The following is a 17990-nucleotide window of genomic DNA, read 5'->3' on the forward strand; positions in this document are numbered from 1 at the left end:
ACTGCCAGTCCCCGTGGTATTCCGGCTGCCTTTTTGCGGGTTTGCCAGGGGCGCTTTTCCAAAGGTGCGCGCCCCGCCCGGCTGCCCGGACTGCGGCCGCAGCCGCAGTCCAGACTAGCCAATGAGCCTTAGCGGGCCGAAACTGACGGGGTGTGGACGGTGTTGCCGCCCACGGCGGGAACAGCAGGAACAGCGGGAACGGTGTCCGCGCCGTCCACACCCGGAACGGCCGGGACGGCAGGTACTGCGGGAGCGGACGGAACGGCGGGGACCTCAGGCTTGGTGGCGTCAACGGACGCGGAACCCTTGCCCTCGGCACCGGCCTTGGCTGCGGCGTCGGCCTTGGCCACGACGTCGGTGCAGTAGCTCTTGATGTTGGCGTCGCCCTTGGCAGCGATGGACAGCGAGGAGAATGCCTTGGAGGAAGCGTCCAGGCCGCCGTGGGTGAAGGCGGTGCAGAGACCCAGGGCTGCAGGGCCGGCCGCGTCAACGGCGGTGTTGGCCGTGGCGGAACCGCTTACGTCAGCGCCGGCCTTTTCGTCAGATGCCTCAGCGGACGCGGAAGCCTTGGCAGTGGCCTCTGCGGTGGCGTCGGCGCTCTTCAGGGCGTCGGAGACGGCGGCGGTGGCGGTAGGGGCCGGGGTGGCCTGGGCGTCAGCTGCTGCTTCGGCTGCAAGCTTGGGGGCCGGCGCACCGAAAAGTTCGTGGGCGGTCTGCTGGGCCTGGGTGGGGAGGGCACCGGAGACGGCGGCGGCGCCGGTTCCTCCTACTGCCAGGGTTCCGGCGGCCAGGACTCCGGCGGCGACTTTGCTGGTGGCGAGAACGGTGAATACAGACATTTACTTCTCCAAAACCTAGACAACACATCGGATTGGGCCCGCCGGGCGGACCCATCACTGACTACATCGCCTGCGGTTGCGGAAAGGTTACGGGGTTTGGAAATTTCTTTTTCGGCCTCCCCATCCCTGGAAGCGTTTCGGAGCGCCGGTCCGCTCCGGCTGTTTCACGGCGCTCCGGCGATCCGCAGAGCTGAGGAACCAACTGCTTTACGTTCGGCCAAGTCAGGAACCATGGCAGCGAGCCGCTGGATGTACGGTCCCACTTCCTCGTCGTCCAGCACCAGCAGGTCCGGCTGGCCGCGCAGCCACCGGGCATTCAAGGCAGTGATGTTCTCGCGCTCCAGCAGTTCCTCGAACTCGCCGTCAAGCTCCCCGACCCGGAGGAGGGCGCCGGCAACGGCCCCGCTGTCACCGGCACCGCCGGCCAGGTAGGACGCTTCGGTTCCGGCGGTCAGCACGCGGTAAGCCTCCGCGGCCCGGTTGAACAGGTCCAGGTGCGCGGTGGCGCCCATCCCAGCCATGCCTTCGCGGACCAGCGGGTCCGTGGCGATCCGGCCACCCGCCATGACGGCGTACTGCGCGAAGCCGCCCTCCAGCGCCTGCGACAGGTAGAAGTCCACCAGGCAGCTTCGGACGGCCACCGGAGACATGTCCTCCAGCCGCAGCGTGGCCTTGCGCATCGCATCGATGATGGCCGCGTTGGCCTCCACCACCTCCTCGTCCCTGCCTCCGATACTGCTGCTGGTCAGGACGACGGGCTGGGGCGTGATGGTCATGGCAATCCTTGCTGGGCGGTGGTGGTGCTCCGGACGCTTTCACGCTACGACGGCCGGTTCACGGCAGCATCGGGAAGGAAATGAACGTCAAGCGAAGTTTTCGGGACCACCAGGGCAGGCACCCGTCGGGCATGGGGGTGCCGCCCGGCGAACTAAGATGGATCAGATAACCACCCACCGGACCCGGCTCCGCCGTGGCCTGCCGAAAGTAGCGCTCACCATGCCATCCCAACCGGACGAAAGTGCGGACCTGGCAATACAGACACCCGCCATCAACGACCGCTCGCTCGCGGCCGGGCTGGCGTATGCCATGGCAAGCAGGGTCTCCGGCATATCGTTCGACGGCGGCACGGGGCTCATGCTGGGAAAGGTCCGGGGCGGCGCGGAAGTTCCCTACTCCACCACGGCCAAGCTGGTCCGGAAGTCCGGCGGCTGGAGCTGCACTGTGGGCGTCTGCAGCTGCCCCGTCCGCAAGGACTGCAAGCACGTCGCGGCCCTGCTGTTCGCGGCCGAGGACAACCCCTCCATCCGGATGCAGCTGCTGGCGCCGTCCACCTCCACGCAGGTGTCCCGCGCACCGTCAGCGGCCCTCCCGGACTGGGAGCAGGCCCTCAGTCCGCTGATCTCCCAGCCAGGTTCCGCCCCCTCCACAGCCGGGGTTCCCCTGGCCCTGCAGTTCGAGGTGGAGGAACCACCGCCGCACTTTTCCTACACGGGCCGCCGGGACCCGGTCCGCGGCGTCCGGCAGCTCAAGGTCCGCCCCGTCATCATGGGCGCCAAAGGCAAGTGGATCCGCGGTGACGTTTCCTGGAACACCCTGAGCTACCTGAACTTCCGGCGCGAATCGAACCAGGCGCACGTGGAATGGCTGCAGGAGTTCCTGGCCGGCCATTCCTCCTCCGCCAGCCGGATGCACAACTCCGCCGGCCTGTGGCTGGGCCTGAACTCCTACGCCGGCAAGAACCTGTGGAGCCTGCTGTCCGATGCCCGGAAGATCGGGCTCGCGCTGGTCCACTCGCGCGGCTCCGAGCCGGTACGGGTGGCCGAGTCCCCTGCCGCCGTCGGACTTTCCCTCAGCCGGTACGGGGCTCCGGTGGCTGAGCCGGCCGCGGAAGCTGGCGGGGCAAAAGCGGACACGTCCGACGGCGGCCTGGAGCTTTCGCCCACCATCACCGTTGACGGGGCCGAGGTTGATCCGGCGGCGGTGGGCACCATCGGCAGGCCCGCGCACGGCCTCTTCTTCACGGCCGGGGAAGCCGCCCTGCCCGGCGTCCCCGACCCCGACGGCGTCATTACGCTGGCGCCGCTGGAAAACGGGCTGAGCGAGGAGCTGCTGGCGTTCGTCACCGCGGGAAGCATGCTGCACATCCCGGCCCGGGACGAGTCGCGGTTCCTGACCGGCTTCTACCCCAAGCTCAAGCAGAGCGCCCGGGTGACAACCCGCGACGAGTCCGTTGAACTGCCCGAACTGGCCGTCCCCACACTCTCTCTGCTGGCCAACTACGGCGCGGACCACCGGGTGCGGCTGCACTGGGAGTGGCACTACAAAACCGGCACGCTGGTCACCGCACAGCCCCTGTGGCGGCACCCCGGCGACCACGGCTACCGCGACGACACTGCCGAGGCCCGCATCCTGGAAGGGATCGGCCACCCCTGGGATGTGGTGGCCGCCCTGGGCGAATCGGCGACGGGCGGCTGGGGCACTCCCCGGCTGGCGGCGTCCGCCGAGCTGACCGGCCTGGACACGCTGGCCTTCACCGAGGAAGTGCTGCCGCGGCTGCGGGAGGCCCCGGACGTGGACGTGGAAACAGTGGGCGACATCGCCGACTACCGCGAGGCCGAGGAAGCGCCGGTGGTGTCCATCTCCACCAAGGCCACCGAACAGCGTGACTGGTTCGACCTGGGCATCCAGATATCGCTCGAAGGCCAGCCCGTGTCCTTCGCGGCTGTCTTCTCGGCGCTGGCGGCCGGCCAGACCAAGATGCTGCTGCCCAGCGGCGCCTACTTCTCCCTGGACCTGCCGGAGCTGCACCAGCTGCGGGCTCTGATCGAGGAAGCCAGGTCGCTGCAGGACAACAAGGACGCGCCGCTCCAGATCAGCAGGTTCCAGGCCGGGCTGTGGGATGAACTGGCGCAGCTGGGGATTGTTGACGAACAGGCCGCGGCCTGGCGGTCCGCGGTGGGCGGGCTCCTGGAGGGCGGCACGGACGGGCTGCCGCTGCCGTCGTCCCTGAACGCCGAGCTGCGCCCGTACCAGCTGGAGGGCTACAACTGGCTCAGCTTCCTGTACAAGCACGGACTGGGCGGCATCCTGGCCGACGACATGGGCCTGGGCAAGACCGTGCAGGCGCTGGCCCTGATGTGCGCGGCGAAGGAGCTGGCCGTCGCGGCTGCTGCGTCCCTGGAGACGCCCGACGCCGATGCTGCCGCGGACCCTGGAAACAGGCCCGCCGCCGTCGCACCCTTCCTGGTGGTGGCCCCCACCAGCGTGGTGGGCAACTGGGCCCTCGAAGCCGCCCGCTTTGCGCCCGGGCTGACCGTGCGGACGGTCGGCGAGACCTTTGCCAAGAGCGGCCAGGACGTGGCGGCGGCCCTGGGCGGGGCAGATATCGTGATCACGTCCTACGCCCTGTTCCGGATCGACTACGACGCCTACGCCTCGCGTACCTGGAACGGGCTGGTGCTGGATGAGGCGCAGTTCGTGAAGAACCACCAGTCCAAGGCCTACCAGTGCGCGCGCAAGCTGCCGGCCGCGTTCAAGCTGGCCATCACGGGCACCCCGCTGGAGAACAACCTGATGGAGTTCTGGGCGCTGACGTCCATTGTGGCGCCGGGCCTGTTCTCCAGTCCCAAGCGCTTCGCCGAGTATTACCAGAAGCCTGTGGAGAAGAACGGCGACAAGGGGCAGCTGGAGAAGCTCCGGCGCCGCGTCCGGCCGCTGATGATGCGCCGCACAAAGGACCAGGTGATCAAGGACCTGCCGCCCAAACAGGAGCAGATCCTGGAGGTGGTGCTGAATCCGCGGCACCAGAAGGTGTACCAGACGCACCTGCAGCGCGAACGGCAGAAGATCCTCGGGCTGATCGAGGACGTCAACAAGAACCGGTTCACCATTTTCCAGTCGCTGACCCTGCTGCGGCAGCTCAGCCTGGACGTGTCGCTGGTGGACCCTTCCCTGTCCGCGGTGCGGTCCTCCAAGCTGGATGTGCTGTTCGAGCAGCTCGAAGACCTGGTGGCCGAGGGGCACCGGGCACTGATCTTCAGCCAGTTCACCGGATTCCTGGGCAAGGTGCGGGAGCGGCTGGACGAGGAAGAGATCGAGTACTGCTACCTCGACGGCGGCACCAGGAACCGCGCCGACGTTGTCAGCGAGTTCAAGAACGGCAGCGCGCCCGTATTCCTGATTTCACTCAAGGCCGGCGGGTTCGGCCTGAACCTCACCGAGGCCGACTATGTCTTCCTGCTGGATCCCTGGTGGAACCCGGCGTCCGAAGCCCAAGCCGTGGACCGGACACACCGCATTGGGCAGGCGCGGAACGTGATGGTGTACCGGCTCGTGGCCAAGGACACCATCGAGGAAAAGGTCATGGCGCTGAAGACCCGGAAGTCGCAGCTGTTCGCTGACGTCATGGAAGGCGACGCCCTGGCCGGCGGGGCCATTACGGCGGAGGACCTGGCGGGGCTGTTCAAGGAGTAGGGCCCTCCCGGGACTCCAACGTCTAAGCTGGTGCCCAACGGGAAAACTACAACGTTGGAGAAACTATGCGGCACCAGCTGCCTGCCACGGAAAACCCTGCAGCACCGCCCCTGGTGCCGCTGCGTCCGGACGCACTCGCCACCCCGTACCGGGACCCCGTATGGGACGGGCCCACCGACCCCATTCTGGTGGCTGACCACCTCACAGGCGGGTGGGTGCTCTTCTACACCCAGCGCCGCGCCACTGCTCCGGGGCTGACGGGGGTGGAATGGGTGCACGGGACCGGTATCGGCGTCGCGAGATCGTCCGACGGCGGCACCACCTGGCGCTACCGCGGCACCGTGGAGGGACTTGTCCCGCCCGGAACGGAACTCCCGGCAACCCTCTGGGCGCCCGACGTCGTCCGCATTGGCGACCGTTGGATTATGTATGTGACTGTCCACGGCGGCAGGCGCACGGACTGGACCGGGACGGCGGAAATCGTCCAGTTTGCCAGCACGGACCTGGAAAAGTGGGAGTACCTGGGCCGGATCGACCTGGGCTCCCCCCGGGTGATCGACGCCGCTGTGGCCCGGTGCGGTGACGGCCGGTACCGCCTCTGGTACAAGGACGAGGCCCGCGGCTCCACCACCTACAGCGCGGTGAGCGCCACTCCGGCAGACCCGTCGTCATGGAAGCGCGAAGGTGTGGCAATTCCCGGGCGCCCGCACGAAGGACCCAAGGTCTTCCGGCTGGGCGGCAGCTACTGGATGATCGTGGACGAGTGGCGGGGCCAGGCGGTCTACCGTTCCGAAGACGCAACGGGCCATTGGGTCCGGCAGGAGCACCGTGGCGGCCTGATCCTCACGGCGCCGGAATCGGTGGACGGAAGGCCCGTCGTCGGACGCCATGCCGACGTGGTGCCCCTGGCGGAACGGGCAGCCGGGGAAACGTCCGACGGCGGCGCGCAGCGTGCGCTGCTGGTGTACTTCACGCACCCTTACTGGGGCGGCGAGGACATCGACACGATGGCACCGGACCCGCGCACCCGCCTCAGCCACGTCCGGGCGGCAGTGCTGGACGTGCGGGACGGCGTCCTGGTGTGCACGGAACACTGAGTACAGAAGCTGCGGCACCACGAAGGGCCAAACCCTGGAACTATAAGCCGGCGGCTGCCGGCACCGGTCCAAGGTTTGGCCCTGACTCGTGCATTCGGGGCGGGCCCGGCGTGTGCCGGGGCCGCGGGAAGTGGATCTGCCGGAGCTAGACCCGCTGCGGCGACCCCAGCTCCACGGGATCCTCATCCATCAGGTAAGCCAGCTCGGAGTGGGCCGCGAGGTCGATGCCGCGCAGTTCGTCCTCGGGCTTGATGCGCAGGCCGCCCATGGTCTTGTCCAGGATCTTCGCCAGGATCCAGGTGACGCCGAAGGAGTAGGCCAGCACCGTGACGGTGGCGAGGGCCTGGACGCCCAGCAGTTCGAAGCCGCCGCCGTAGAAGAGGCCGCTGACGCCGTTCGGGGCCTTGTCCGTGGCGAAGAGACCGATCAGCAGCGTGCCCAGGATGCCGCCCACCAGGTGGACGCCGACGACGTCGAGGGAATCGTCGAAGCCCAGGCGGAACTTCCATTCGATGGCCAGCGAGCAGACGGCCCCGGCGATGGCGCCGATGGCCAGTGCGCCGATCGGGCTGACGGCGCCACAGGCGGGAGTGATGGCTACCAGCGCGGCGATGAGGCCTGAGGCGGCGCCCATGCTGGTGGCCGCACCGTGCCGGACCCGCTCAACGAGGGCCCAGGCAAGCAGCCCGGTGGAGGCGGCCACGGCGGTGTTCAGGAAAACCACCGACGCCGACTGGCCGGCGGAGAGGGCGGAGCCGGCGTTGAAGCCGAACCAGCCAACCCACAGCAGGCCCGCGCCCACCAGCACCAGTGGCCGGCTGTGCGGCTTGGCGTGTTCCACCTTGGGCCAGCCGGAGCTCTTGCCCAGGACCAGTGCCAGTGCCAGTGCTGCGGCGCCGGCGTTCATGTGGACCGCGGTGCCGCCGGCGAAGTCGATGGCCTTGATGCCGTTGGCGATCCAGCCGCCAACGGTGCTGCCGTCAGCGGAGTCGAACGCGAACACCCAGTGCGCGATGGGGAAGTAGACCACCGTGGCCCAGATGCCGGCGAACAGCATCCAGGCGCCAAACTTCATCCGGCCTGCGGCGGCACCGGCAACGAGTGCGGTGGTGACGCAGGCGAAGAACAGCTGGAACGCTGCGAACAGGATGACCGGGATGGACGCGGAATCGTCCTTGGCCAGCAGCTGCCCCATGCCCGGGAACTCGGTGACGTCACCGATGAGTCCCAGTCCGCCCACGGAGTTTCCGAAGGCCATCGAGTAACCGAACAGTGCCCAGAGCACGGCCACCAGGCTGGCGCCGCCGAAGCACATCATCATCATGTTCAGGATCCGGCGGGACCCCACCATGCCCCCGTAAAACAGGGCCAGGGCGGGAATCATCATGCATACCAGCGCCGAGCTGGCCAAAATCCAAGCGACATTTCCCGAGTCCATGGGAAACCCCTTTCAAGATGCGAAAAGAACGGTAAGTTGCCGTCAGAGCCGTTCCGACAAGTGGGACGCGGGTGGAGAAACCGCGGCCGGCGGAGGGGCGGCTTTTGCCGTCTGATACCAATGTATGGCGGCTATTTTTGGGTAGGTTTCGGCTGTGTTAAATGGTGGTTTCAGCCAATTGCACGTGAGTTTCAGCTGTCACGCGGCGCGCAGCAGTACCGGGGGCAACTACTTGGCGGAAATGGCCAGGAACCGGATGGGCAGGTCCAACAGTTCCAGGGGGCCGTGCGGGCCTTCCCCGTCGAGCAGCAGGGAGTCCCCCGGCTCCATGGCGTACTCGTAGGAGCCGTGCCCGTACACCATTTTCCCGGAGAGCATGTAGATGAACTCCGTGCCCGGGTGCTGGAACAGCGGGAAAACGTCGCTGGCGTCCGTGAGGGTCACCAGGGTGGGTTCCAGCGCATCGGTGCGGCCTTTGAGGGTGCCCAGCACGCGGTATTCGTGGCCGTGCTGGGTGCCGCTGCGGACTGTCAGGCTCCCCTGGCCGCTCTTGGTGAAGGTGGCGTCCCGGTCCGTGTCCGCGCCGCGGAACAGTGCGGTGACGGGGACTTTCAGTCCGTCGGCCAGCCGCTGCAGGGTGGTGAGCGAGCAGGACGTGGTGGCGGTTTCCACCCGCGAGATCATGGCCTTGGACATGCCGGTCCGGGCTGCCAGTTCGGCGGAGGACAGGCCCTGCGTGGTGCGGTAGTGCCGCACCTGGGCCGCGATGACCTGCTCCAGCCGGCCGGCCACCCGGTCGCCGTCATGGTCTGCTCCGCGGTCCCCGGCCTGTTCGGTCATGGTTGCCATCTTAGGCGGGCCGCGGGACAGCCGGTGTACGACGCCGGTGCTAGCCAATGACGCGCGCCCCGCCCAGCAGCCCGGCAAGGGAGTCCGCCAGGGCCTGCGCCCCGGCTTCGGCGTCCCGGTCCTCCACGAGTTCGTCGGGCGAGTGCGAGATGCCCGTGGGGTTCCGGACGAACAGCATGGCGGTGGGCAGGTGTGCGGCCAGCACGCCGGCGTCGTGGCCTGCCCCGGTGTCCAGTACCGGCGCACCGGGCAGCAGTTCCTGCAGCCGGTCCCGCAGGCCGCCGTCGAAATGCACGGTGGGACTGAGCGATTCCGTGGTGAGGGTCGCCTCGCAGCCTTCCTCCGCGGCGATGACCTGGGCGTTCAGCCCGATGGCCTCCACCAGCGCCGCAGTCACTGAGTCTTCGGGGTGGCGGACGTCGATCCACAGGTCCACCCGCGAGGCGATCACGTTGGTACCGCCGGGGACGGGCTGGACCCGGCCCACCGTGGCGCGGGCATCCTTGTACTTGCGCGCCGTGTCCCGGATGGACACCACCACCTTGGCCGCCGCGATCATGGGGTCACGCCGATCCTTCATGAGCGTGGTGCCGGCGTGGTTTCCCTCGCCCATGATGCTGAGCTTCCAGCGGCCGTGGCCCAGGATCGACGAGCCGACCGCCACCGGCCGGTCCAGGTCGATGAGCCCCCTCCCCTGCTCCACGTGCAGCTCCACGAACATCCCCAGCTGCTGCAGGGCCTTGTAGTCGGGGCCGATGAACCGCGGGTCCTGTCCGTTCGCGGCGGCGACGTCGGCGTAGGTGTTGCCCTCCGGGTCGCGGAGGTTTCGGGCCTTGTCAGGGTCCAGGCCGCCGGTGAGGAGCCGCGAGCCAAGGCAGGCCACGCCGAACCGGGAGCCTTCCTCCTCCGGAAAGACGGCGAGCGCCAGGGGGCGGCGCGGCCGGAAGTTCCGGGCTTTGAGGAGGTCGACGGCGACCAGCGCCGAGGCGACGCCCAGAGGGCCGTCGTACTCGCCGCCGCCGGGGACGGAATCGAGGTGGCTGCCGGTGGCCACGGCGTCCTTCCGCAGGCCCGTCGCAGTGTCCCACCAGGCCCACATGATCCCGTTGGCGTCGGTATGGACATCCAGTCCGCGCCGGCCGGCCTGCTCAATGAACCAGGCGCGGAGGTCCGATTCGGCGGTGGAGAACACCGGGCGTGAGTAGCCGCCGCGGGCACTGTCACGTCCGACGTCGGAGATTTCCTTGAGGAGGCCTGCGACAGTAGGTGCGCCGGCAGTTTCGGCGGGTACCGCGTGCGGCGCGGGTGCTGTCTGGGGAAGGGTCACGGTAATCCGTTCTACGTGGTCAGTGCCGATGAGGCGGTGCTGCGGAACCTGTCAGGCACGGCACCGGTTCCGGTTGCCAGGTCCGCGGCCCACTGTCCGATCAGCGGCGCGAATTTGGCCCCATGGCCTGAGCAGGGCGAGACGACGGTGAGGTTGTCCGCCCGGTCGATCAGGAAGTCCTCGGTAGGCGTGTTCGTGAAGAGGCAGGTGGTTTCGGCGTACGGCTCGGGATCCAGTCCCGGCAGGCAGCGGCGGACATAGTCCACCACGCGGGCGCGGTTGGCCGGGTCCACCACACCGGTTTGGGCTGCCGCGGACCGGATCCGCGGGCCGCCGTTGTATTCGGCCACCTTCTGGCCCGCGAAGCCGGCGTCCCGGCCGCCGGGGAGGCCGTAGGTTTGGATGTCGCCGGCCTTGTGGATGAAGGTGGGCCAGTTGGTGGCGGAAGAGCCGGAGTCTTCCCGGTACCGGAAGTGGAAGGCCTGTTCCTGCCGGACGGTGAACTCGGGCAGGCCGGCCAGAAAGCCCGCCGGCAGCGGGAGGGACTCCAGCAGCCGTGGCAGCCAGCCGCCCGCGCTGATCACCACGTTGCCGGCGTCGAGCGTTTTCCCTGTGGAGGAGTGCAGCCGGTAGCCACCGCCCAGCCGTTCCACCCGGTCCACGCTCCAGCCGGTCAGGACCTTCGCACCGTGCCGGACCGCGAGGGCCACCATGGCGTTGACTGACGTTTCAGCGTCGATCACGCCGGCACCGGGGTGCCAGAGGACCTCGGTATCGAACGCGATCTGCGGCCAGCGGCCCCGGGCTTCGGCGGCGGACAGCAGCTCGTGGTCGATTCCGGCGCCGGCCAGCACCTCAGCGAGGAGGGCGGGTTGACGCTTTGGACCGTAGTCCACCGCGCCGAACGGCGTGATCAGCTCAGCGCCGGCGTCCGTTGCGAGCCCGTCCCAGAGCGCTTTGGAGTCGAGCACGGCCCGGGTGTAGAACGCGTCCGGGTAGGCGTAGCGGAAGATCCGGGCGGAGCCGTGGGAGCTGCCGTCGTGGGCGGCGGGTACGTCGCGCTCCAAGAGGGTGATCTGGTGGCCGCGGGTTGCAAGCTGCCACGCGGTGGCGGCGCCGGCCAGGCCGGCGCCCACCACCACATAATCCGACGCGTCGGAAGAAGGTCCAGCCATCAGAAGCTTCCCTGGACGCCGGGGATCCAGCTGGTGCCGGCCAGCGGCACGCGGGCCATGGCGGAGGCCTCGATAGTCAGCGCCACGAGGTCCTCAGGTTCCAGGTTGTGCAGGTGCGATTTTCCGCAGGCCCGGGCGATGGTCTGGGCTTCCATGGTGAGGACGCGGAGGTAGTTGGCCAGCCGGCGTCCGGCGGCCACCGGGTCCAGGCGGGAGGAGAGCTCCGGGTCCTGGGTGGTGATGCCGGCGGGGTCGCGGCCGTCCTGGAAGTCGTCGTAGAACCCGGCGGCCGAGCCCAGGGCGGAGTATTCGGCGGCGTAGCGGGGGTCGTTGTCGCCCAGTGCGATCAGCGCCGCGGTGCCGATGGCGACGGCGTCCGCGCCCAGGGCCATGGCCTTGGCGACGTCGGCACCGGTCCGGATGCCGCCGGAGACGATGAGCTGGACCTTGCGGTGCATGCCGAGTTCCTGCAGTGCCTGGACGGCCTGCGGGATGGCGGCGAGGGTGGGGATGCCGACGTTTTCAATGAACACCTGCTGCGTGGCCGCGGTGCCGCCCTGCATGCCATCGAGCACCACCACGTCCGCACCGGACTTCACGGCGAGCGCGGTGTCGTAGTACGGCCGGGAGGCACCGATCTTGACATAGATGGGGGTCTTCCAGTCGGTGATTTCGCGGAGTTCGCCGATCTTGATCTCCAGGTCGTCCGGGCCGGTCCAGTCCGGGTGGCGGCTGGCGGAGCGCTGGTCGATGCCCACCGGCAGGGTGCGCATCCCGGCCACGCGTTCGGTGATTTTCTGGCCCAGCAGCATGCCGCCGCCGGGCTTGGCGCCCTGGCCGAGGACGATCTCGATGGCGTCGGCCTTGCGGAGGTCGTCCGGGTTCATGCCGTAGCGGGAGGGCAGGTACTGGTAGACGAGGTGCTTGGACTGGCCGCGCTCCTCAGGGGTCATGCCGCCGTCGCCCGTGGTGGTGGAGGTGCCTACCTCGGACGCGCCGCGGCCCAGCGCTTCCTTGGCGTTGGCGGACAGGGCGCCGAAGCTCATGCCGGCGATGGTCACCGGGGTGGCCAGGTGCAGCGGGCGGCTGGCGTACCGGTCTCCGAGGACGACGTCGGTATCGCACTTTTCGCGGTAGCCCTCCAGCGGGTAGCGGGACATGGAGGCGCCAAGGAAGAGCAGGTCGTCGAAGTGCGGGACCTTGCGCTTGGCTCCCCAGCCGCGGATGTCGTAGACGCCGGTGGCGGCGGCGCGCTGGATGTCGGCGATGGTGGCGCGGTCGAAGGTGGCGGACTCGCGGAGGCCCAGTTCGGCAATGTTTGCTGGTGCTGCGGCGGGTGCCTGGGCGGGAACCGGAAGGGAGGTGATGGTCATGGTGGCCTCCTAGTAGGCAGTCGAGTTGTCGACGTGGAAGTGGTAGAGGTTCCGGGCGGAGCCGTAGCGCTTGAAGTCGGCCGGGTTGTCGGTGCGGCCGGCGGCGGAGAGGAGTTCCGCGAGTTCGGCCAGGTGCTCGGCCTTCAGCGGCTTTTCGATGCAGTCGGCGCCCAGGGAGGCCACCCCGCCCTTCACGTAGATGCGAGCCTCGTAGATGGAGTCGCCCAGCGCATCCCCCGCGTCGCCGCAGACCACCAGCCGTCCGGCCTGGGCCATGAACGCTGACATGTGGCCGATGTTGCCGCCCACCACGATGTCCACGCCCTTCATGGAGATCCCGCAGCGGGCGCCGGCGTTGCCGTCGATGACCACCAGGCCGCCGTGGCCGGTGGCGGCCGCGGACTGGGAGGCGTCGCCCTTGACGTGGACGGTGCCGGACATGATGTTCTCGGCCAGTCCGACGCCGGCGTTGCCGGTGACGGTCACGGTTCCCTTTTGGTGCATTCCGGCGGCGTAGTAGCCGGCGTGGCCTTCGATGGTTACGGTGACGTCGGCGTTGATGCCGACGGCGAGGCTGTGCTTGCCGCCGGGGTTGGTGACGGTCCAGGACTGGCCGTCGGCCGCGTTGTGGAGTGCCTGGTTCAGGTCGCGGACCGGGGCGCCGGACAGGTCGACGACGGCGTGTGCCTCAGCAGGAGCTGCAGTTTCCAGGGTTTCGGGGGCTGTCAGAGTGACCATGTGTAGACCTTTCCGGGTTCCGGTTCAAAGATGCGGGCATTGTCGATGCCGGGCAGTGCTGCCAGGGCGCGGTATTCGGAGGCCATGGCCACGTAGTCGTCGGTTTCGGCGATGATGGCGGGCTTGCAGGCGATGGGGTCGCGGACCACGGCCATGCTGTCCGCGGTGGTGACCACCAGGGTGTAGAAGCCGTCCAGGACCTGGCCCAGGTTCACCAGGGCTTCCTCGAGGGTGTCGCCCTGCTGCAGCCGGGAGGCGACGTAGCGGGCCCCCACCTCGGTGTCGTTCTCGGAGTCGAACACCACGCCTTCGCGCTTGAGCTCGCGGCGGACGCTGGCGTGGTTGGAGAAGGACCCGTTGTGCACCAGGCACAGGTCGTCGGCCACGGAGAAAGGGTGCGAGCCGCCGGCGGTAACGGCGGATTCGGTGGCCATCCGGGCGTGGGACAGGCCCTGGCTGCCGGCCATGGCTTCCAGTCCGTGGTCGGCGGCGATCTCCATGGGGTGGCCCACGCTCTTCATCACGGCCACATGTTCGCCGCGGCCAATGACGGTGGCGGCTGGCAGGGTTTCGGTGACCGCCTTGACCAGGAGGTCCGTCCCGACGGCGGCGCTCACCAGGGTGGTGTCGCCCACCACCTGCACGGCCGCTGCCGCGTCAGACGGCAGGAGCGCCGCGACACCTGAGGTGATGTCCGCCGTCGTCATTCCCTGGTCCCTGCCGAGCAGGCTCAGGGTGGACGTGCCCGGCGACACCAGGCCCGGGGTGTTGTAGACGGCGAGGCCGGCGGAGTCGGGTCCGCGGTCCACGATCTGGCAGAGCATCGAGGACAGCAGGCTGCCCATCCGGGGGTGCAGCGAGGGATTGCGCAGCTGCAGCGCGGCGATTCCGCACATGGTGGGATTCCTTTACTTCGTAGGGATTAGATCGAGGTGAGGTAGGTCCGGATTTCCCAGTCGCTGACCTGGTTGTGCCAGCTGAGGAACTCCTCTTCCTTGGCGTTTGCGTAGTAAGTTCCGATCTCCGGATCTCCGCTCAGGCCGGCCAGGATCACGGGGTCCCTCCGGAGCGCTTCCACGGCGTGGAGCAGGGTGGCGGGCAGCAAATGGGCGTCCGCCTTGGACTCCCCCGGCCCGGATGGCGTGCCCGGGTCGAGGGACTTCTCCACACCGTCCAGCCCTGCGGCGATGGCGGTGGCGACGGCGAGGTACGGGTTGGCGGAACCGTCCCCGGAGCGGAGTTCGATCCTTTTGTTGTCCGGCACGCGGATCATGTGGGTCCGGTCGTTGCCGCCGTAGGAGGCCTTCCGCGGGGACCAGGTGGCGCCGGAGGAACTGGTGGTGGCGCCGGTGCGATTGTAGGAGTTGACCGTGGGGGCGAGGAAGGCCTGCAGCGCGGGGGCGTGGTCCAGGATGCCGGCAATGAAGGAATACGCGAGGCCGGACAGTCCCAGGCCGCGTCCGCCGTCGTCCGCGTTTCCGTCGTCCCCCGGGAACAGCGCCTCCGCACCCGACCACAGCGAGAGGTGGAAGTGCAGGCCGGTGCCGGTGCGGTCCGTGAACGGCTTGGGCATGAACGTGGCGGTCATGCCGCGCTGCTCGGCCAGGATGTTCAGGATGTAGCGGAGGGAGACCACCCGGTCGGCGGTGGTGAGGGCATCGGCGTAGGTGAAGTTCTGCTCGAACTGCCCGGCGGCGTCCTCGTGGTCGTTGGCGTAGTTACCCCAGCCGAGCGAGTTCATCGCGTCGCTGATGGACGTGAGGTGCTCGTACATCCGGGTCACGCCGCGGGCGTCGTAGCAGGGGCGGGGCGAATCGTCGCGGGCGTCGGCGGTGCTCAGCGTCCCGTCGTCGTTCCTGTTCACCAGGAAGTACTCCACCTCGGCGCCCACCTTGGCCTGCATGCCCCGGTCCGCCAGGCGGGCCAGGGCGTTCTTGAGGATGACGCGCGGGGCGTAGGGCCAGGGCTTGCCGTCGACATGCGGGTCGCAGTGGATGATGGCCAGCCCTTCCTTGATGAAGGGGACGGGGGTGAAGGAGGCAAGGTCCGGGACGGCGATGAGGTCCCCGTCCTGGGGTTTCTGGCCGATGAGGCCGGCCGCGTAGCCGGCGAAGCCCATAGCACCCGCTTCGAGTTCGTCAGCGGCTTCCACCGGGACGAGCTTGGCGCAGGGCTTGCCGGTCATGTCCACGAACGTGGCCAGGAGGAAGCGGACGTCATGGGCGCGGGCAATGTCCGCCAGGGAAATGCGTTCCGCCAGGGCTGGCGGAACCTGGCCGGGGAGGCCGGCAGCGGGGGTTACAGCAGGGGTTGCGACACTGGTCATCGAAACATTCCTGTCAGGGTTGGCGTTAGCTATCAGTAAACCTTGTTGCACCAGAGTATCCAAACCCGTATTTCGCGCGTCGGACCGGAAGGTTAAATGCATGTTTCGACGGGCCAGCCCGTCGGCGCCCGTCACGCAGGGCACGCTTTTGGCCAGGGCACGACGGCGGCGGCCCGGGTTTGCGGGGAACACGGCACCCGGGCGCGCCAAAAGCGGGCGCTGCGTGACGCCGTCGTACACCTCCGGGGCGAAAGCGGCCGGGGCCAGACGGGGCCCCGGCACCAGCTCCGGGGCAAGCTGCGGTACTAGGCTGAGGGGAACCGGGCAGCAAGCCACCCCCGAAGGAGCCAGCCCTTGAACAGCACGCATCCCTCCCCCATGCCGCCGACGGATTTACAGGTGGGTGTGGTGGGCATCGGCTGGGCCGGCCAGCAGCACCTCAAGGCCTACTCGGCGCTGGACGGAGTAAGGATCGTCTCGGTGGCAGGGATGGAGCAGGACCTCCGGGACTCCCTGCAGGCCGAATACGCCATTCCGAACGCCTTCGCCGACTGGCAGGACATGCTGGACCACGGCGGCCTGGACGCAGTCAGCGTGGCAGTACCCACCTTCCTGCACGCCCCGATCTCCATCGCCGCCCTGGAACGGGGTATCCACGTCCTGAGCGAAAAGCCCATCGCCCGCAACGCCGCGGAAGGCCAGGCCATGGTGGACGCCGCCCGCAAGGCCGGCCGCGTCCTGGACGTCGCCTTCAACCACCGCCGGCGCGGCGACATCAAGGCGCTCAAGGAGGTCATCGACCACGGCGGCCTGGGCAGGCCCTACTACGCGAAGGCGTCATGGCTGCGGCGCGCGGGCATTCCCACGCTGGGCAGCTGGTTCACCAACCCGGAGCTCGCCGGCGGCGGGCCCTTGGCGGACATCGGCGTCCATGTGCTCGACTTCGCCCTGTACCTCCTCGGCGAGCCCAAGGTGGTGGCGGTCTCCGCGGCCACCCATGCCGAACTGGGGCCGCAGGGCCGGGGCGGCGGCAGCCGGTTCTCCGCCCACGCCACCAGCCACGCCTTCGAAGTGGAGGACTTCGCGACGGCGTTCCTCCGGCTGGAGGGCGGCGCGACCCTGCTGGTCGAGGCCAGCTGGGCAGCCTACCGGGAAACCGATGACCAGCTGGACTTCACGGTGTACGGGACCGACGGCGGCGCCGAGCTCAGGGTGCACGGGGCGCCGTTCCCGCCGGTGGGCCGGCTGCGGGTGTTCACGGACAAGGACGGCGGGTCCGCGGACTACCTGCCCCCGGTCCTGCCGGGCCGCGCGCACGATGCTGTGGTGGAGGATTTCGTCACCGCCGTGCGGGGCGGCGGGCACGTATGGGCCAACCATGACGGATCCCTGGCGCTGTACCGCGCCCAGGTCATCGACGCGTGCTACCAGTCCGCACGCGAGCAGAGGGACGTTCGTCTCTGATGGACGGCAAACTCCGGATCCTGGTGTGGAACGAAGGCGTCCACGAAGCCAACAACGAGCCGTCCCACATCGGAGAGATCTACCCGGACGGCATCCACGGAGCCATCGCCGCGGGCCTGCGCTCCCACCTTCCGGAGGCGGACATCACGACGGCGGTCCTGGCCACGGATCCCGACCACGGCCTTGCCGAGGAGGTGCTCGCGGAGACGGACGTCCTGTTGTGGTGGGGCCACATCGCGCACGCCGGGGTGGGGGACGCCGTCGTCGAACGCGTCCACCGGCATGTGCTGGGCGGTATGGGGCTGATCGTGCTCCACTCGGGGCACTTCGCGAAGATCTTCACCAAACTGCTCGGCACCAGCTGTTCGCTGGCCTGGCGGAATGACGGCCAGCGGGAGCTGGTGTGGACCGTCAAGCCCTCCCATCCCATCGCGGAGGGCGTGGAGAGCCCCATCGTCATTCCGGAGCAGGAGATGTACGGCGAATTGTTCGACATCCCGGACCCGGACGACCTGATCTTCATCAGCTCCTTTGCCGGCGGCGAGGTGTTCCGCTCCGGCGTGACCTTCACCCGCGGCAAGGGCCGCATCTTCTACTTCAGCCCCGGCGACCAGGAGTACCCGGTGTACCACCATCCGCAGGTCCAGCGGGTCCTGGCCAACGGGGTGCGGTGGGCTGCACAGCCCGGGATTGACCGTTCCGCCCCCTCGGTGACCAACCCCGGGCGGGAGTGGTTCCAGGCGGAAAACCGTCATTGACACGGGCTGCGCGCAGGAGCAGATTGAGAGCGTTGATCCATGGGACCGGCAGGCTCTGGACGGGGCACATCCCGCCCTGCCGGCCCCGATCCCGGCCGCGCACAGCCCCGGACGAACTCAATAACCACTCCTT

General features: G+C 68.7%; 15 protein-coding genes. 5 read left to right on the forward strand and 10 right to left on the reverse strand.

The window, feature by feature from the left end; genetic code table 11:
• Nucleotides 1–128: 128 nt before the first annotated feature.
• Nucleotides 129–839 (reverse strand): protein tyrosine phosphatase, encoded by a 711-nt coding sequence (locus MRBLMD1_RS17590; protein WP_364401952.1) that lies wholly within the window; start codon nucleotides 837–839, stop codon nucleotides 129–131.
• A 164-nt stretch (nucleotides 840–1003) separates the two neighbouring features.
• Nucleotides 1004–1615: a DMP19 family protein gene (locus MRBLMD1_RS17595; protein ID WP_364401955.1), complete on the reverse strand. Its 612-nt coding sequence runs from the start codon at nucleotides 1613–1615 to the stop codon at nucleotides 1004–1006.
• Between the two features lie 220 nt (nucleotides 1616–1835).
• Here MRBLMD1_RS17595 and MRBLMD1_RS17600 point away from each other — a divergent pair, with 220 nt between their 5' ends.
• Both MRBLMD1_RS17600 and MRBLMD1_RS17605 read left to right on the forward strand, forming a co-directional pair.
• Entirely contained in the window at nucleotides 1836–5312 is a 3477-nt protein-coding gene (locus MRBLMD1_RS17600) for a DEAD/DEAH box helicase (RefSeq protein WP_364401957.1), read from the forward strand.
• Nucleotides 5313–5377: 65 nt separating this feature from the next.
• On the forward strand, nucleotides 5378–6409 hold the full coding sequence (locus MRBLMD1_RS17605; protein ID WP_364401960.1) for a family 43 glycosylhydrolase: 1032 nt from the start codon (nucleotides 5378–5380) through the stop codon (nucleotides 6407–6409).
• A gap of 145 nt (nucleotides 6410–6554) precedes the next feature.
• On the opposite strand, the gene MRBLMD1_RS17610 is transcribed toward MRBLMD1_RS17605, so the two are convergent.
• The 8 genes from MRBLMD1_RS17610 to glnT all read right to left on the reverse strand — a co-directional run bounded on the left by MRBLMD1_RS17610 (nucleotide 6555) and on the right by glnT (nucleotide 15635).
• On the reverse strand, nucleotides 6555–7847 hold the full coding sequence (locus MRBLMD1_RS17610; protein WP_364401963.1) for an ammonium transporter: 1293 nt from the start codon (nucleotides 7845–7847) through the stop codon (nucleotides 6555–6557).
• Nucleotides 7848–8075: 228 nt separating this feature from the next.
• Nucleotides 8076–8687, reverse strand: coding sequence for a helix-turn-helix domain-containing protein (locus MRBLMD1_RS17615; RefSeq protein ID WP_364401966.1), 612 nt, complete (start codon nucleotides 8685–8687; stop codon nucleotides 8076–8078).
• 49 nt (nucleotides 8688–8736) lie between these two features.
• Nucleotides 8737–10023 carry an allantoate amidohydrolase gene (locus MRBLMD1_RS17620; RefSeq protein ID WP_364401969.1) on the reverse strand — a complete coding sequence of 429 codons (1287 nt, stop codon included), beginning with the start codon at nucleotides 10021–10023 and terminating at the stop codon, nucleotides 8737–8739.
• An 11-nt stretch (nucleotides 10024–10034) separates the two neighbouring features.
• Nucleotides 10035–11198 (reverse strand): FAD-dependent oxidoreductase, encoded by a 1164-nt coding sequence (locus MRBLMD1_RS17625; protein WP_364401972.1) that lies wholly within the window; start codon nucleotides 11196–11198, stop codon nucleotides 10035–10037.
• Nucleotides 11198–12571, reverse strand: a complete 1374-nt coding sequence (locus MRBLMD1_RS17630; RefSeq protein WP_364401975.1) for an FMN-binding glutamate synthase family protein — start codon at nucleotides 12569–12571, stop codon at nucleotides 11198–11200. Before MRBLMD1_RS17630 ends, MRBLMD1_RS17625 begins: the two co-directional genes overlap by 1 nt.
• A gap of 9 nt (nucleotides 12572–12580) precedes the next feature.
• The gene (locus tag MRBLMD1_RS17635; RefSeq protein WP_364401977.1) at nucleotides 12581–13309 is read right to left on the reverse strand and encodes a protein glxC; all 729 of its coding nucleotides are present in this window, start codon (nucleotides 13307–13309) and stop codon (nucleotides 12581–12583) included.
• A complete protein-coding gene (locus tag MRBLMD1_RS17640) occupies nucleotides 13297–14205 on the reverse strand; it encodes a glutamine amidotransferase (protein WP_364401980.1) in 909 nt (302 codons plus the stop codon). Before MRBLMD1_RS17640 ends, MRBLMD1_RS17635 begins: the two co-directional genes overlap by 13 nt.
• 26 nt (nucleotides 14206–14231) lie before the next feature.
• Nucleotides 14232–15635: a type III glutamate--ammonia ligase gene (glnT, locus tag MRBLMD1_RS17645; RefSeq protein ID WP_364401983.1), complete on the reverse strand. Its 1404-nt coding sequence runs from the start codon at nucleotides 15633–15635 to the stop codon at nucleotides 14232–14234.
• 96 nt (nucleotides 15636–15731) lie between these two features.
• Between glnT and MRBLMD1_RS17650 the strand changes: the two genes are divergently transcribed.
• The 3 genes from MRBLMD1_RS17650 to MRBLMD1_RS17660 all read left to right on the forward strand — a co-directional run bounded on the left by MRBLMD1_RS17650 (nucleotide 15732) and on the right by MRBLMD1_RS17660 (nucleotide 17857).
• Complete coding sequence (locus tag MRBLMD1_RS17650; protein ID WP_224023352.1) at nucleotides 15732–15944, forward strand: hypothetical protein; 213 nt, start codon at nucleotides 15732–15734, stop codon at nucleotides 15942–15944.
• Between the two features lie 69 nt (nucleotides 15945–16013).
• The gene (locus MRBLMD1_RS17655; protein ID WP_364402350.1) at nucleotides 16014–17099 is read left to right on the forward strand and encodes a Gfo/Idh/MocA family protein; all 1086 of its coding nucleotides are present in this window, start codon (nucleotides 16014–16016) and stop codon (nucleotides 17097–17099) included.
• Nucleotides 17099–17857, forward strand: coding sequence for a ThuA domain-containing protein (locus MRBLMD1_RS17660; RefSeq protein WP_201302381.1), 759 nt, complete (start codon nucleotides 17099–17101; stop codon nucleotides 17855–17857). The genes MRBLMD1_RS17655 and MRBLMD1_RS17660 overlap by 1 nt, the downstream gene beginning before the upstream one ends.
• The last annotated feature ends 133 nt before the right edge of the window (nucleotides 17858–17990 follow it).

This window comes from Pseudarthrobacter sp. LMD1-1-1.1 (genome assembly GCF_040676255.1).
GTDB lineage: Bacteria > Actinomycetota > Actinomycetes > Actinomycetales > Micrococcaceae > Arthrobacter.